Source organism: Mucilaginibacter sp. GW821-FHT07H05 (assembly GCF_059418485.1).
Genome location: NZ_JBWKPY010000004.1, coordinates 475,670 through 491,345, shown reverse-complemented (window position 1 = coordinate 491,345; position 15,676 = coordinate 475,670). Strand labels below are relative to the sequence as shown.

The following is a 15,676-nucleotide window of genomic DNA, read 5'->3' as shown; positions in this document are numbered from 1 at the left end:
GGTGAAGTTTATCCGCGGCTGTTAAATGTCAGGATAAAAGTGGTGCCCCTGCCTTTGTCGGATTGTATGTCGATACTGATATTGTGGAATGTGGCAATACTTTTTACAATAGCCAGCCCCAGGCCAAAGCTTTCCATTTCATCGCTTTCCAGTTTTTCAAAACGGTTAAAAGCTTTTTCTATTTGTTCGGGCCCCATTCCGGCGCCGGTATCAGCAATTTGTAATAAGTAATTGTTGTGGCTTACATCGTCCGAAATAACAATGTGGCCCTTATTGTTATTGTATTTAATGGCATTGTTAATAATATTAAACAGCAGGGTATGTATCAGCGCGCGGTTGGCGGTCATGCTGTATTGATAGATCATGCGGTTATAATATTGAATGCGCTTGGCCTCTACCCGGTCTTCCAGTTCTTCCATTATTTCCGATATCACATCGGCAATTTTAACCTCGTCGTTTTTATTAAACTGGTTGTTCTCTACTTTAGATATCAGCAGTAAGCTGTTAATGATAGATTTTAAGCGGTTGAGTGTTTTTAATGAGGCAAATAGCTTGTTTTCGGCTTCCTCACTCATTTTTTCCTGCAGCATCAGGTTTTCCAGACGAGTACTGATGATGGAGATCGGCGTCAATAACTCATGCGATACATTGGCAATAAATTGCTTTTCCAGCAAAAACAGGTCAGTTATTTTTTTCATCAGCAGGCTGATGCTATCGTCCAGCAGGTTAAAATCCTGGGTAGTGGTTTTTACCTTTTCATAATCAAAATTCAGCGGATCGTTCACTTTAATCAGCTTACGGTCAATGATCTTATAAAATGGTTTCAGCAGGTATTTGGTGAATATCAGGTCGCTGGCCAGGGTTAAGCCCAGGGCAATAATTAAAACCACTAAGGTAAACTGTTTAATAATGGTTTTCAGGTCTTCAATGGTTTCAATACTTTCGCCAATTTCCAGCAGGTAGGTATGGTTTTTAAAATTTAGTCGGGTGCTTAGGATATGGTAAGTTTCTACACGGTTATTATCCAGGTTTTGCGTGCTGGTGCGGAAATGAGACAAGGTTGACGGGTTAGCCTGATAGGGCAGGGGTTTAATGAGGATATATTCGTCTTTCAGTAAATTATAATCAATGTAGGCTTGTTTTTCATTCAGGTAGCCGTTAATCTCGGCCGAAGACAGGCTTTTTATCTTCTCCTTTTTTCCGGCCTCCAGCCGGCGTTCAATATGGTTATAGGATATTTTCTCGATAGCCAGCAGGGTAATTAAGCCCGTAAACAGGATAACCGCAATTTTGGTTAACGTATTGTACAGGGCCAGTTTAAGCTGTAGCTTCATGAGGTAGTTAATTAGTGAATACTTGATCAGTTAATTAATGGCATTAAAGGGGTTATTAGTTATCAAATTGTTAGAATTTCGGGTCAACCAATCTCTAATTAACTAATCAACTAAAACTATATATTTATCCGATAGCCAACACTTCGCACCGTTTCAAACCAATCTACCGGGGCAAAAGCCGATAGTTTTTTACGCAGGTTTTTAACATGCACATCCACAAAGTTCGAGTCGGAGTTGATCTCCAGTACATCGCCCCAAACATGCTCGGTAAGGTTAGTGCGCGATATTACCCTGTTTTTATTCAGCACCAGGTAGTTAAAAATATCAAATTCTTTTTTGGTGAGGTTAATGCGCTCATCGTTATAATAAACCGTCCGGTTTTGAATGTTTACACGGAAGCTATTGATGTTGATCTCGTTGCTTTCCAGCTTATGCTTGCGGCGGGTAATGGCATGTATGCGGGCCAGCAACTCGTTTAAACTGAACGGCTTGGGCAGGTAATCGTCGGCGCCCTCTTCCAGTCCTTTAATACGGTCGTCCACAGCGCCGCGGGCGGTTAATATAATTACTGCATCATGGCGTTCGGGCAGTTTCTTAAACATCTTCAGCAGGTCGAAGCCGTCGCTGTCGGGCAGGCCCAGGTCCAGCAGTATAAAATCGTAATTATTAACAAATATCTTCTCCTCGGCCGTTTTACGTGTGCGGGCATGTTCTACTGTAAATCCTTCGCGGCTCAAAAATTCATCAATTTCAAGTGCCAGGCTTTTCTCGTCCTCAACAATCAGTACATTCATAATGGGTGCAATTTACAAAAACCTAAAACTTATAGCGGGTGGAATTTGTCTTGTAAATATATATGTTACAACTGGTGCTTTTTTTCGGTTAAAGGTTGTAAAATTGTTCAAATCAATTTAGCACAAACGGTGTTAATGATTAAACTTGTTTTTTTGTATGAGACTTTCCATCGAACGTAAGCCCGTAAAAGTAAATCCCGATTCCAAACGTGTAATAGCCCGGTTTTTTTTCAATGGTAATGAAAGGGCAAAAGAAGTAATTGAACGTGTGATGGATATTACCGAAGATGAAGCTTTTAGCATCGTCTCGCCCTTATTGCAGGAGTATTCTAAAAGACACCGTAATATTACCCGGGTACTCAACCGCCATTGCAGCAAGCTGAAAAGCTTATTTGCCGAGTTGAGCATTGATTTTGATACCCTGACCGTATATCGCAAACTATTGGTAGGATCGTACTTTACGCATGAATACTCGATCGAGTCGGCAGCATTTTTTAACCCGTCTATTGTAGACGACCCCGACCAAAGCGAACTGGAAGACGGCGAGCGCCGGGTGATCATCAGCTTCAGGGCGGTAGGCGAAGGGCATATCTCGTCTATTACCTTCCGCAGGGCTATGCTGGATAAAAACAATAATATTACCGTTATACCAGCCGGTGATTATATCGACGAGGCCGAAATTGTACGTAATGCCGTTTATAACAAAAAGCTGTTTTTTGAGAAGGCGGTAACCACACAGATTAATGTTGATGTGCTGCGCGAGGTAGAGCAAAAGCTGGATCATCATTTTGAATATGCCACGTTGCGCCGCATTATTCAGGACTCGCAAAACTTACAGGAAGTGGATATGAATAAGCTGGAGTATGATAAAATACTTTGGCTGGCCGATAGCTATTACGAGATCGTTTTTTCGCTGGATACCGATATATCCGACAGGGTAATATTCCCCATATCCGAATACGAGCGTAAGGGAATTGAAGATGCCCGTTTTGTGAAGTTTGTGAACGATGATGGCAGTTTTGTTTATTATGCCACATATACGGCTTACGACGGATCGCTGATTATGCCTAAGCTGCTGCAAACCAAGGATTTTTACGATTTCCGGATTATGCCCCTGTATGGCGATGGCGCGCAAAACAAAAACCTGGCACTGTTCCCCCGAAAAATTAATGGCAAGTACGCCATGATATCGCGTATTGATGGCTGCAATAACTATATCATGTATTCGGATAAGATCAATATATGGGAAAAGCCCATCCTGCTGCAAAAACCAAAATTCAGCTGGGAGTTTATCCAGATAGGTAACTGCGGATCGCCGATTGAAACCGAAAAAGGCTGGGTAGTTATCACCCATGGCGTAGGCCCTATGCGCCGCTATGTGTTAGGTGCCAGTCTGCTGGGCCTTGAAGACCCCACCAAAGAAATAGGCCGCTTAAAAGAGCCGCTGCTGATACCAAACACCGACGAACGCGAAGGTTATGTGCCCAACGTACTTTACTCCTGCGGATCTATCGTACACAATAACAAATTGATCATTCCTTATGGTCTGTCCGATTACTCTACTTCGTTTGCCGAGGTGGATATGGATGCGCTGGTGAATAAATTGTTAGAGGACGGACCGGCATAACAATCCTGTTTAAATGTAATCAGGGCACGGCAATTTTATGGCCGTCCGTTGCGGTAATAGCGTTAATTTAATATTTCCTTAGCTATTTGGATGCTTTTGGCTGGCATGGGCTAACAGGTGCACCTGCATTTTATCATCCGGCTACCGGTTGTGTGTTAATGATCTCTATGCTTACATCTTCGGTAATCCGATTAAAAATTATATTTTTGACCTCAATACAAATTAAGCTGCGCACTATCTACTTGTTATGGAAATTTCTGTAAGCGATAAATACGAATTGGTTGTTGGGTTAGAGGTACACGCGCAGCTATCTACCCAAAGCAAAATTTTCTCGGCCGATTCGGCTGCTTATGGCGCCGGGCCTAATCAGCATGTCAGCATGGTATCGCTGGGCCACCCGGGCACCCTGCCGTTCCTGAATAAAAAGGCGGTAGCTTATGCCGTAAAGATGGGTTTAGCCTGCCATTGCGAAATCAACCTGAATAATCATTTCGCCCGTAAAAACTATTTCTATGCCGATCTGCCGAAAGGCTATCAGATCAGCCAGGACCAGGCGCCTATCTGCTTAGGCGGCCGGGTGCCGGTTATGTTAAGCGATGGCAGTAAAAAGGATATCGCCATACACCATATCCACTTAGAGGAAGATGCCGGCAAAAGCATGCACGACCAGCACAATGCCGATTCGCTGATCGACCTGAACCGCGCCGGCGTTCCGCTGATCGAGATCGTATCCGAACCCGATCTGCGCAGTGCAGAGGAAGCCGGGCAGTACCTGACCGAGATCCGCAAGCTGGTGCGTTACCTGGATATTTGCGATGGCAATATGGAAGAGGGCAGCCTGCGTTGCGATGCCAATATATCCGTACGCCTGAAAGGCGCTGCCGAATATGGTAACCGCTGCGAGGTGAAGAACCTGAACTCCATCCGTAACGTACAGCGTGCTATTGAACACGAGTTTCAACGCCAGATCAGCGTGATTGAGAACGGCGGTCGTATAGATCAAAACACCCTGAACTTTGATGCCGATACCGGCGAAACATCGGTACTGCGATCAAAGGAAATGGCTAACGATTACCGCTACTTCCCCGAACCCGATCTGCCGCCTTTGGTATTGACCAGGGAATATATCGACAGTATCCGTGCCGAAATGCCTGCCCTGCCGGGCGAGCTGTTTCAAAAATATACAACGCAATTCGGACTGTCGGCCTATGATGCTTCGGTGATCACCAACGATTATCATTTGGCGCAGTATTTTGAGGCGGTGATTAAATACACCACCAACTACAAAGCCGCGGCTAACTGGCTGATGGGGCCATTAAAGGCGGTGATAGATGATAGCTCGGACATTGCTTTAAAGCCGGAAGACCTGGCAGGGATGATTAAACTGGTAGACGAGGGCAAAATTAACCATACTATTGCCGGTCATAAGCTCCTGCCCGAATTGTTAAAGAATACGGGTAAATCTGCCGCACAACTGGCAACCGACCTTAACCTTTTCATCAGCGAAAGCGGGGATGAACTGAATGAGTTTATTTTGAAAGCCTTGGCCAAGTTTCCCGACAAAGTAACCGAATACCGCAAAGGCAAAAAAGGCGTTTTAGGATTATTCATGGGCGAGATCATGAAACAATCGAAAGGAAAAATTGATCCGCAGAAAACAAACCAACTGCTTGTAAAAGCATTAGAAAATAATTAGATGAACAAACGTATTTTAATTTACAGCGCGGCCCTGTTAGTTATGGTGATCACATCGTGCAAGGATAGCGGTGTGTTTAATCTATCGGGTACGGTAGAGCATCCCGGCAAGGTGAAAAAGGTTTACCTGCTGGAAGCCGACAGTACTAAAATAAATCTGGTAGACTCGACCAACCTGAGCGAGGACGGCAAGTTTCAGTTTAAACATGCCGGGCCTTTTGCTAACCTGTACAAACTGCGTATTGGCAGCAGCATATTTGATGTAATAGCCGAGAATGGCCAGGATATCAACTTTAAAACCAATTTAGACGATAGTCAGCACGTTTACACCATTACAGGTTCGCTTGAGTCGGAAAAAATACAGGAGTTTAATAAACTGGGCAATGTTTTTGGCGAACGTAACAGCAAGTTAGCTGCCGAATACCAGGAAAAAGCCGAGAAAATAGGCCGCGAGTCGGACTCGCTGACCAACGTTTACCGGCCGCTGTTTATGGCTGTACAGGACGATTACAGCGCCGCGGTGCTGAAATTTGTTAACGCTAATAAAACCTCGCTGGCATCTTTTTACGCCGTTACCTCGCTCGATCAAAACAAGTACGAGCCGCAACTGGTAGTTTACGCCGAGAACATTAAAGATAATTTTAAAGGTAACCTGGCTGTGCAGCAGTTTCTGAAACAGATGGAAGAAATTAAGCCGTTATCTGTCGGCCATAAAGCGCCAGAGTTTACAATTGCCGGATTGGATGGTAAGCCCATTAAACTGGCCGATTATAAAGGTAAATACGTACTGCTTGATTTTTGGGCATCATGGTGTGGCCCCTGCCGGCAGGAAATGCCGAATGTGGTGAAGCAATACGCAGCCTATAAAGGTAAAGGGCTGGAAATATTGGGTATTTCCTTAGATGAAGAAAAGCAGCCATGGGAAAAAGCGGTGAAAGATATGAACATGACCTGGGCGCAGGCATCTGAATTACAAAAGTGGAATGGCCCTACCGAGAAGCTTTACAGGATACAGGCTATCCCCGCAAATTACATGATAGATCCGCAGGGAATTATCGTTGCAAAGAACCTGACGGGGCCCGATCTTGAAAAATTTTTAAACAAAACGTTTAATAAAGATCAATAACAAGTTAGGATAAAATAACGTTTAACAATTTGTTAATACACACTTAACGCTTTAGTGCATTAAAGCAGGTACTTTTATACAAAAATTCAACCTCATGAGCACATCATCAAAGCAGAAGATATTAATTGTTGACGATGAACCCGATATACTGGAACTAATTGAATACAACCTTAAAAAAGAAGGTTACCAGGTATATACCGCCCGTAATGGGCAGGAGGCCGTTGCCGAAGCTAAAAAAGTACAACCAGACCTGATTGTTCTGGATATTATGATGCCTAAGATGGATGGCATAGAAGCTTGCCGTATTATGCGCACCATGCCCGAGTTTAAAACCACCTTTATGGTTTTTCTGACGGCCCGCAGCGAGGAGTATTCGGAAATTGCCGGTTTTAACGTAGGCGCCGATGATTATATAGCCAAACCTATTAAGCCCCGCGCGCTGGTAAGCCGTATTAACGCTATCCTGCGCCGCAACTCGGCCCCTGAAGAGGTGGCCGATAATAAGCTGGAGATTGGCGATCTGGTGATAGACCGCGAAGCTTACCTGGTTTTTCAGGGTGGCAACAAGGTGGTTTTAGCCAAAAAAGAATTTGAACTATTGTACCTGCTGGCGGCCAAACCCGGCAAGGTTTACACCCGCGAGGTGATATTAAAAAACATCTGGGAAGATTCGGTAGTGGTAACCAACCGTACCATCGACGTCCACATCCGCAAGATCAGGGAAAAACTGGGCGAAACTTATGTATCAACCGTAAAAGGGGTAGGCTATAAGTTTGAGTTATCGTAAGTTTAGATGTGAGATATTAGATTTGAGACGTGAGATAACAGAAAGGGGTTCCAATGGAACTCCTTTTCTGTTATCTAATACCTGTCATTGCGAGCGATAGCGCGGCAATCTCGTAGTACGCAAATCAAACTACGAGATTGCCACGTCGCTCCATCACACAATTCCCACCTTGCTCCTCGCAATGACAATTGATATTAAGCTGCCGATTTCTTAGCCGCAGTAGTTTTCTTTTTAACCGCAGTAGCAGTTTTATCAGCTTTTGCAGCGGCGGTTTTCTTAACACCGGCAACTGCGGTACTTAGTTTGGCCGATGCTTTAGCGCCAGTGTCTTTTGCTTTGTCTACTGCCTTTGCAGTTGTTGTTTTAGCTTTATCACTCACTTTTGCAGCAGTTGCTTTAGCTTTATCAGCAGCTTTTGTGGTTGCTGATTTAGCGCTGGCTACTGCTTTATCAGTTTTAGCTTTTACTTCAGCCACTTTAGTTTTGGCGCCCGCTACGGCCTTGTCAGCTTTAGCAGATGCGTTTGCTTTAGCAGTTGCAGCTTTTTTGGCAACGGGTTTCTTTTTGGCGGTTAGTTTATCTTTTAAGTCCTCATACTTTTCTTCGGCCGCTTCTTTTAAATCTTCTGCTTTTTCGGTGGTGCCTTCCCATAGTTCGGAGATGGTTTCTTTAACCTTTTCAAAAAATCCTTTTTCTTCAGGTTGATTGTTATTTGTGCTCATCGTATATATTTTTTATAGGTTTTTGATAGGTATAAAAAAGGATAATAACCATGCCAATCTCCTGTTTGCTTTGTTTTGAAGCACAGGGGTTAAATATTTTGGTTTATTAAGCGTATTTTTGCCGGTTGAAACATAGCGGTATTGTTTATGCATTGACTTAAATAATAAACAATCCGTTGATAATTGATATGAAGATTCCAAAATTTGCCGACCTGATCTTATTCGAAAATGACGATGTAATTGTGGTGAACAAACCGCCATTCATCAGCTCGCTGGATGAGCGGGAGGGCGGCGAGATCAATATGCTGCGCATGGCCAAACAATACTCGGACGATGCCCAGGTATGCCATCGCCTGGATAAGGAAACTTCAGGCGCGCTGATTATCGCCAAAAATCCTGAAGCCTACCGCTCGGTATCTATGCAGTTTGAAAAGCGCCAGGTTAAAAAGATCTATCATGCCATTATTGAGGGTACCCACGTTTTCGAGGATCTGTTTATCGACCTGCCTATCCTGAATACAGGCAAGGGTAATGTATCTATCAATCGCCAGGATGGCAAACGCGCCGAAACCTGGTTTAAATCGCTGCGTTTTTTTAAGCATTATACCCTGGTAGAGTGTAAACCCGTAACAGGCCGTATGCACCAGATCCGGATCCACCTGGCCAGTCAGCAGGCTATTATCGCCGGTGATGAAATGTATCGCGGCAAGCCGGTATTCCTCTCGGCCCTCAAGCGTAAATATCATTTGGGAAAAGACCAGGAAGAAATGCCGATTATGAAACGCTTTGCCCTGCACGCCTACGAAGTAAGCTTTAAGCTGTTGGATGGCAAAGAAGTAACTATCCATGCCCCGTACCCTAAAGATTTTGAAACGCTATTGAAGCTGCTGGATAAGTTTGATAGTTAGGTTACGCTACCTTGTTAATATTTGTTAAAACGCATCTGATCAGGCTGTAAAGCATTAACTTAGCCGATGAAGATCCATTCATCGGCTGAAATGAAATTAACGCTTGCCTTATTAATGCTGTTGCTGGCCGGGCCGATTTATGCCCAGCGCCTGACTGGCCTGGTAATGGGCGAACTGACCCGCATGCCGCTGGGCCATGCTACCGTATCTTCCGGCGGTAGCTTTACACAAACCAATGCTTATGGCCTGTTTACCCTTAACGGGATAAAAGCCGGCGACAGTGTACGCATTAACTGTGCGGGCTATGCTTATTATGCTTTTAAACCGGCTGCCATAAACCGTAAGGATACCATGGTGATCTACCTGCAGCCTATCTCATATGTCTTGAAAGAGGTAACAATCAGGTCTAATCGTAACGCTAAGGCTGATTCCGCCCGCATGCGGAAAGAGTTTGCCAGTGTGTTTGCCTACAAGCCCATGAAAGTGACGGATGTATTTACCACTATAAATCCATCGGCATACGTGCCATATAATTATATAGATGTGCCCAATAATACGACCAACATTGTGGGTTTTGATGTGTTGCGGCTGGTAAGTTTTCTTTCAAAAAAGAAAGATAAAAAATCTAAACTACAGCAAATGCTGTTAAAAGACGAGGCCAATAACTTTGTAGGGCACGCCTTCTCACAGGAAAAAGTGATGAGTTTAACCACGTTAAAAGGCGATTCGCTGCTAACCTTTATGGACCGCTACCAGCCATCGCCCGCACAGGCAAAAAAGATGACGGCCTATGAAATGGTGAGGTACATCAGGAAGTGTTATGCAGAGTTTGTGGCAAAGCCTAAGTCATAAAACATGTCATTCAGCTATAGCGTGGCCATGTCGTAGCATAAAGAGCAAACTACGAGATTGCCGCGTCGCCCCATCACACCATTCCATTAGGCTCCTCGCAATGACAATTTGGAGTTCATTTGCATATCTGCATATCCCCGCATCTGCACATTTCCTACCTGATAATCGTCACACTCCCCGATTTCATCACCAGCTTTTTGCGAAAGATATCATAGGCGCTGAAGAGCCAGTAGTAAGTACCGGCGGGCTCGGGTTTACCATCGTAGGTGCCGTTCCAGCGGTTATAAAGTTGCTTGGTTTGGAAGATCTCTTTACCGTAGCGGTTAAATATCTTAATATAATTAAGCGTGGTAATGCCCTGTATAACGGGCCTGAATTCGTCGTTAATACCATCGCCGTTGGGGGTAAAGGTATTGCTTACAATTAAATCGCTCTCGGGCGGGGCGTTTATCAGCACATGTACCGCGTTAATGATGATGCAGCCGGTAGCGTTAACCGCCTTAATGTAATAAGTACCGCTTTCGCTGATGGTTCGGTAATTATCCAGCGGCGTGGTAGCGGCGGCATTTTTCCAGTAAGTAAAATCGGCATAGGTGAGGGGGATATGCGTATCGGCCAGGTTAATGGTTTGCGGGTAAACAACAGGGGCAGGGTCGGTCACTTTGAAGGTGGGGGTTGGATAAACGGTGGCCCTGATAGGCGCTAAGTGATCGCTTTCGCAGCCGTACTGGTTAACAGCTTTATACCAATATAAACCGCTGATGGTAATATTGCTGAGTTCAGTAACCTCTTTAGTGCCGTCCTTATCCGAGTAAAATTTATAAGTAACACCCACCGCATTATCACCAACGTTATTGATGGCCCTATTTAAATCAAGTGGCGGGCAACTGCCGTACCTGGTTGTATCGGTTGGAATAATAGGCAAGGGGCTAATAATTAAGTCTACCGGTTCAACAGTAACGCATGGTACCCCATAGCTGGTTGCCTTAATATAATAGCGCCCGCTTTTGCTGATTGCTTTTGCCTCTGATAAAAGGATCGGTGTTTTAAGGGTAACATCTTTATAATAACTATAAGTTACTACGCTGCCGGTACTGGGCAGGGCTGTCAGGTCATAAGTTGCTGGCGCGCAAATAGGGGGATGTGCCGCAATGGTTATATCCGCGCCTTTGTATAGGTCTAAATGTATTGGTTTAATATCGGTACAACCATAAGCATTGGTACCTCTGATATAATAATCCCCACTTTCGGTTACCATTTTAGGATCCGATAAAAATTCCTGCCCTTCCGCGTCTGTATAATACTCAAATTTCATCCCGGGGCTGCTTCCGGCAGTTACCGATGCCTGTGTTAAATCAATACCATCAGCTTTACATCCCGACATAGATGGCACCACCTGCAAGTCATATACTTCATCTCTTTTTCGGATACTGGTAGTAAACGCGTTTGCACAACCCAAACCATTATATGGTGTAATTTGCAGGTTGTATATTGTGCCATCGGGCGGCAACGGTGAAGTAAGTTTAAGAGTGGGCATTGTGCTTAATACACTATCTGCACTATTAGTCCATTTATAAGTTTCAAAGCCCGGAGGAGCAGTAAGGGTAATCGTACTTTGCCCGGAACAGTATTCATTCCCCGTAATTGGCGAGTTGCAATTAGCTTCATTAAAATCAAGATAGGCATAACCAAAATGGGCTCCCTGGCTGCAATCGTGTGTAGTGAAATCCAGTTGAAAGCGCTTGCCCTTACGGTTAGATATTTTCATAACCAAGGCCGACCATGGCTTATAAAATACAGTTCTATCTATGCCCGAAACCGTAAATCCGTTAAGCGCGCCACTGGCATAAAAGTAAAACTTCCCGCATTGCTTATCATCATCGCTCGGGTCGTCCAGGTTATGGACTTTTGCGATCAGTTTTGGCTGCAATGTTTCTGGATGGTTATAATCCTGAAGCACTACAGCATAATAGCATATCAGCGTGTAATCATCATTAGGTACAATAAAATCATACGTTGCTCTTTCATAATAAGCCGGGTTTGTACGGCCATTTCCACTTGTTAAATTATTACCTAAACGAATAGAGTGGTTACTGCCATTTGGACAATTTACCGGAAAACCTCCATAGGGATCAAGACTTTGAGGTGATGTATTGGTATACATTAAATGTCGTGCAGACTCATCTGCAACCAAAGAAGGGGTAATTAAAGCAGGAGCATTTTCATCCCCCTGGTTGTACACTAACGTGCCAGTATAGCATTTCCAATTGCTAAAAGTACCATCTTCAAATCCTATGTTAAGTGGACATCCCAGTGTTTGCGCAAACACTATACGCGCAGTCAGCAGAACAATAAAAACCAGATACAGCCCTTTAAAACGCATTATGTTTACCCTCCGGCCAATAGCCGCATATCAAATATAATTAATAATTGGTTCGGGCAACAATCCATTCCAAAATTTCATAGCAGAAGTGCCTGTAATAGGGATATTTATCTGGTTTTGTATTATAAGTTAGTTCCCTCTTTATGGGGTTGGGAGGTCAGCTTCCGCTCAATCCGGGTATCGGGTATAAACCATATCACCGCTACTATCCAATACAGGCCCAAACTGGCCCACGGGTAAAATGTAGAAATGAGGATAGCCGAAGCATAAATACAAATAGATAGCTTGCCTTTCCAGTCCTCACCCATAGCCAGCGCCAAAGCCGAATGCGGCCCCGCCTGTTTTACCAGCAGCCGCGCCAGTATAGTATAGGCAATGGCGTTCATAAATAATACACAACCGTAGGCAAAAACAGGCCATTGGCTAAAATGGCTTTCACCCATCCAGGCGGTAACAAAAGGTACCAGCGACAGCCAGAATAGCAGGTTAAGGTTAGCCCAAAGCACCCTGCCGTTAATGGTATCCACGGCGTATATCATATGATGGTGATTGTTCCAGTATATGCCCACATATATAAAGCTGAGCACGTAGCTTAAAAACACAGGCCACATGGGTAGTAAGTCAAGGATATCATCATGATGCGGCACTTTCAGTTCCAGCACCATAATGGTAATGATAATGGCTATAACTCCGTCGCTAAATGCTTCCAGGCGGCTTTTTTTCATAAGGTAAATATAATAAACCCCCTGACCCCGCTAAAGGCGGAATGATTTTTTTGTCAATTTAATCCCTTTAGGGGCCACAGCCTTGCATTTCTCAAATATACATCGTAATATTGCGATATATATGGGCGCTACTAAAACAGAGATCTTCACCGACGAGCAAAACCGCCTGGCACTTATGCTGAAAGCATTGGCACATCCGGCACGGATTGCTATCCTGCAGCAGATCATTCAGGCCAAGGCCTGTATCTGCGGCGACCTGGTGGATGAACTGGGATTGGCACAAGCCACCATATCGCAACACCTGAAAGAATTAAAAAGCGCCGGGCTGATACAAGGTACTATTGAGGGGGTAAGCGTGTGTTACTGTATCGAACCCAACGCCTGGAATTTATTACGGGGAGAACTGAACAGTTTTTTTGGTAATTACCAGGAAGTAAAGTCGTGCTGTTAAAATTTTTTGAGTATAAATATCGCAATATTGCGATTAAATAGATAAATATATGATGACCTGGAGAGAATTTAAAACAGTTTTGGAGCAACATCCCGAACTGGACCTGCAATTTCAATACGCTGCAAGCCAGCGTGTAAACGCGGCTTACCATATTACCGAAATTAAGCAGGCGCCTATTACCTCGGTTGATTGCGGCGGCGTGATAAACCAATGGACAGAAGTGATTGTGCAGCTTTGGGAACCCGCCGGCCAGCAGCAGGAGCGGGCTATGAAGGTGGCAAAAGCCTTATCCATAGTAGCTATTGTAGAGAAAGCCCTGCCGCTTACCGAGGATGCCATAGTGAAAATAGAATTTGGCAACGCCGCTTTTGATACCCGGCAAATGCTGCCCAATAATATCGGCGTACAAAATGGCGAGCTGGTGGTGGATCTGCGCCCTGATACGGTACAATGCAAGGCACAGGACAGGGGCGGCAGCTGCGGCCCTGCCGAAGATGAATGCTGTGCACCGGCCAAACCCAAATTACAGATGATTAACCTCGCGCAAGCCGATGCTTGTTGCACGCCGGGCGGAGGATGTTGTTAACTATATGCGATAATATAACTTGCAGGCCTTATGTACCGTAGGTGCTACCTGTTTGTAGAACAGTACACAAGAATGGAACTGCGCCGTAGGTGCTACCCTAAAGTTACGTTGGAGCATATGAGGGTAGCCTCTACGAGGCATTAAAATCATTGTCGGGTTACTATAAACAGGTAGCCCCGCTGGGGCATAGAAGGCATTAAGTACAGCGTTGCCCATAGTTCAACACTATGGGCGGTATTAAAATCACAATTAAATAAATGAAAAATATATTAGTATTATGTACCGGCAATAGTTGCCGCAGCCAGATAGCCGAGGGCTACCTGCGTCATTTTGCCGGCGACCGGGCCAAAATTTATAGCGCGGGGATAGAGACCCACGGCGTTAACCCTAAAGCTATTGCCGTAATGGCCGATGATGGGATTGATATATCCGGGCACACATCAAACAATGTGAACGAGTACCTGGATGTTGATTTCGACCTGGTGTTTACCGTATGCGATAACGCTAAAGAAAGCTGCCCCTACTTCCCAACCAAAGCTAAAAAGGTGCACCATAACTTTCCTGATCCGGCTAAAGCCACCGGTACGCCAGAAGAAGTTATGCAGGAATTTAAACGGGTGCGGGACATGATAAAAGACTATAGCCGGCAATTAATTGATGCAGAACTATAAGCGCTACATCGCCGAATTTGCCGGCACTTTTTGCCTGGTATTTTGCGGTACAGGCGCGGTAATTGTCAATCACCAAACCCATGGGATTATCGGCCATGCCGGAGTGTCGGCGGTGTTCGGGTTAATTGTTATCGCTATGATCTATAGCTTCGGCAGCGAATCGGGCGCGCACATTAACCCGGCGGTTACCATTGGGTTTACCGTTTCGGGCCTGTTCCCCAAAAAGCTGGTGATCCCTTATATTTTAGTGCAGATAGCAGGGGCAATAGCAGCCAGCGGCGTATTGAAGTTATTATTCCCGGTAGATGCAGGTTTGGGCGGCACTATCCCATCAGGCAGTATGCTGCAATCGTTTGTGCTGGAGGTGATCCTAACCTTTATCCTGATGCTGGTGATATTGAAGACATCACAAGGCGCAAAAGAGACAGGAATATTGGCCGGATTAGCCATTGGCGCAACTGTAATGCTGGAAGCCCTGTTTGCAGGGCCCATCAGCGGGGCCTCCATGAACCCGGCACGCAGTATTGGCCCGGCATTGGTATCGGGGCAGTTATCTGCTTTGTGGATCTATTTAGTTGCACCGGTATTGGGAGCGGGGTTGGCAAGTTTATATCACAAATTAGTATAAAATAGGTTATCCTGGATTTATTTAGGGATTTCACTTTCCGCAGTCGCCCGGCTCTTGCCGGGTGACAACTATTTTCCGGCCTCCGGCCGTCATGAGATAAAAGGAAAGCAAGCAGGTGGGGAACTTAATATTATCTAATGAATGCCAACGATCATTAATATGATCGTAAGTAACATAAACGCTATAGGTATTGATGTAATTATACCCAAAAATACCCATTTGCCCATTTGGCGCTTTTCGGGGTTGGCTACTGTAACCGCTAAGGAAATAATAAACATCAAAGAAATAACGACAATAATCTCTGTGCGGCTATTAAAAATATAAAAACTAAGTATTATTGCAGCCGTGCTTATACATAACCCGAAAAAAAAATATTTCCATTTAGCA

Annotated in this window: 15 protein-coding genes; 10 read left to right on the top strand and 5 right to left on the bottom strand. The window is 44.6% G+C overall.

Features of this window, described 5'->3' with window-relative positions; translation table 11 throughout:
- Positions 1 to 8: 8 nt before the first annotated feature.
- The gene (locus AC07M6_RS13295; protein ID WP_494890119.1) at positions 9 to 1,334 is read right to left on the bottom strand and encodes a sensor histidine kinase; all 1,326 of its coding nucleotides are present in this window, start codon (positions 1,332 to 1,334) and stop codon (positions 9 to 11) included.
- A gap of 116 nt (positions 1,335 to 1,450) precedes the next feature.
- Entirely contained in the window at positions 1,451 to 2,128 is a 678-nt protein-coding gene (locus tag AC07M6_RS13290) for a response regulator transcription factor (protein ID WP_494890117.1), read from the bottom strand.
- 157 nt (positions 2,129 to 2,285) lie between these two features.
- Between AC07M6_RS13290 and AC07M6_RS13285 the strand changes: the two genes are divergently transcribed.
- The 4 genes from AC07M6_RS13285 (at position 2,286) to AC07M6_RS13270 (ending at position 7,363) form a co-directional block, all read left to right on the top strand.
- Positions 2,286 to 3,755 carry a glycoside hydrolase family 130 protein gene (locus AC07M6_RS13285; RefSeq protein WP_494890115.1) on the top strand — a complete coding sequence of 490 codons (1,470 nt, stop codon included), beginning with the start codon at positions 2,286 to 2,288 and terminating at the stop codon, positions 3,753 to 3,755.
- A gap of 247 nt (positions 3,756 to 4,002) precedes the next feature.
- Entirely contained in the window at positions 4,003 to 5,451 is a 1,449-nt protein-coding gene (gene gatB, locus AC07M6_RS13280) for an Asp-tRNA(Asn)/Glu-tRNA(Gln) amidotransferase subunit GatB (RefSeq protein WP_494890113.1), read from the top strand.
- On the top strand, positions 5,452 to 6,576 hold the full coding sequence (locus AC07M6_RS13275; protein WP_494890111.1) for a redoxin domain-containing protein: 1,125 nt from the start codon (positions 5,452 to 5,454) through the stop codon (positions 6,574 to 6,576).
- A 94-nt stretch (positions 6,577 to 6,670) separates the two neighbouring features.
- Positions 6,671 to 7,363, top strand: a complete 693-nt coding sequence (locus tag AC07M6_RS13270) for a response regulator transcription factor (protein ID WP_494890109.1) — start codon at positions 6,671 to 6,673, stop codon at positions 7,361 to 7,363.
- A 194-nt stretch (positions 7,364 to 7,557) separates the two neighbouring features.
- Here the strand turns inward: AC07M6_RS13270 and AC07M6_RS13265 are convergent, their stop codons facing one another.
- A complete protein-coding gene (locus AC07M6_RS13265; RefSeq protein WP_494890107.1) occupies positions 7,558 to 8,085 on the bottom strand; it encodes a hypothetical protein in 528 nt (175 codons plus the stop codon).
- A gap of 188 nt (positions 8,086 to 8,273) precedes the next feature.
- Between AC07M6_RS13265 and AC07M6_RS13260 the strand changes: the two genes are divergently transcribed.
- Together AC07M6_RS13260 and AC07M6_RS13255 are read left to right on the top strand one after the other, a co-directional pair.
- Positions 8,274 to 8,993 carry an RluA family pseudouridine synthase gene (locus AC07M6_RS13260; protein ID WP_494890105.1) on the top strand — a complete coding sequence of 240 codons (720 nt, stop codon included), beginning with the start codon at positions 8,274 to 8,276 and terminating at the stop codon, positions 8,991 to 8,993.
- Positions 8,994 to 9,059: 66 nt separating this feature from the next.
- Complete coding sequence (locus tag AC07M6_RS13255) at positions 9,060 to 9,845, top strand: hypothetical protein (RefSeq protein WP_494890103.1); 786 nt, start codon at positions 9,060 to 9,062, stop codon at positions 9,843 to 9,845.
- Between the two features lie 154 nt (positions 9,846 to 9,999).
- Here AC07M6_RS13255 and AC07M6_RS13250 read toward each other — a convergent pair whose 3' ends face one another.
- Positions 10,000 to 12,228: a T9SS type B sorting domain-containing protein gene (locus tag AC07M6_RS13250; protein WP_494890101.1), complete on the bottom strand. Its 2,229-nt coding sequence runs from the start codon at positions 12,226 to 12,228 to the stop codon at positions 10,000 to 10,002.
- Between the two features lie 122 nt (positions 12,229 to 12,350).
- Positions 12,351 to 12,953 carry a TMEM175 family protein gene (locus tag AC07M6_RS13245; protein WP_494890099.1) on the bottom strand — a complete coding sequence of 201 codons (603 nt, stop codon included), beginning with the start codon at positions 12,951 to 12,953 and terminating at the stop codon, positions 12,351 to 12,353.
- 121 nt (positions 12,954 to 13,074) lie between these two features.
- On the opposite strand from AC07M6_RS13245, the gene AC07M6_RS13240 reads away from it, so the two are divergent.
- The 4 genes from AC07M6_RS13240 (at position 13,075) to AC07M6_RS13225 (ending at position 15,289) form a co-directional block, all read left to right on the top strand.
- Positions 13,075 to 13,404, top strand: coding sequence for an ArsR/SmtB family transcription factor (locus tag AC07M6_RS13240; protein ID WP_494890097.1), 330 nt, complete (start codon positions 13,075 to 13,077; stop codon positions 13,402 to 13,404).
- Between the two features lie 49 nt (positions 13,405 to 13,453).
- Entirely contained in the window at positions 13,454 to 13,990 is a 537-nt protein-coding gene (locus tag AC07M6_RS13235; protein WP_494890095.1) for a DUF6428 family protein, read from the top strand.
- Between the two features lie 257 nt (positions 13,991 to 14,247).
- Positions 14,248 to 14,661 (top strand): arsenate reductase ArsC, encoded by a 414-nt coding sequence (locus tag AC07M6_RS13230; RefSeq protein WP_494890093.1) that lies wholly within the window; start codon positions 14,248 to 14,250, stop codon positions 14,659 to 14,661.
- Positions 14,648 to 15,289 carry an MIP/aquaporin family protein gene (locus tag AC07M6_RS13225; RefSeq protein ID WP_494890092.1) on the top strand — a complete coding sequence of 214 codons (642 nt, stop codon included), beginning with the start codon at positions 14,648 to 14,650 and terminating at the stop codon, positions 15,287 to 15,289. Before AC07M6_RS13230 ends, AC07M6_RS13225 begins: the two co-directional genes overlap by 14 nt.
- Positions 15,290 to 15,676: the final 387 nt, after the last annotated feature.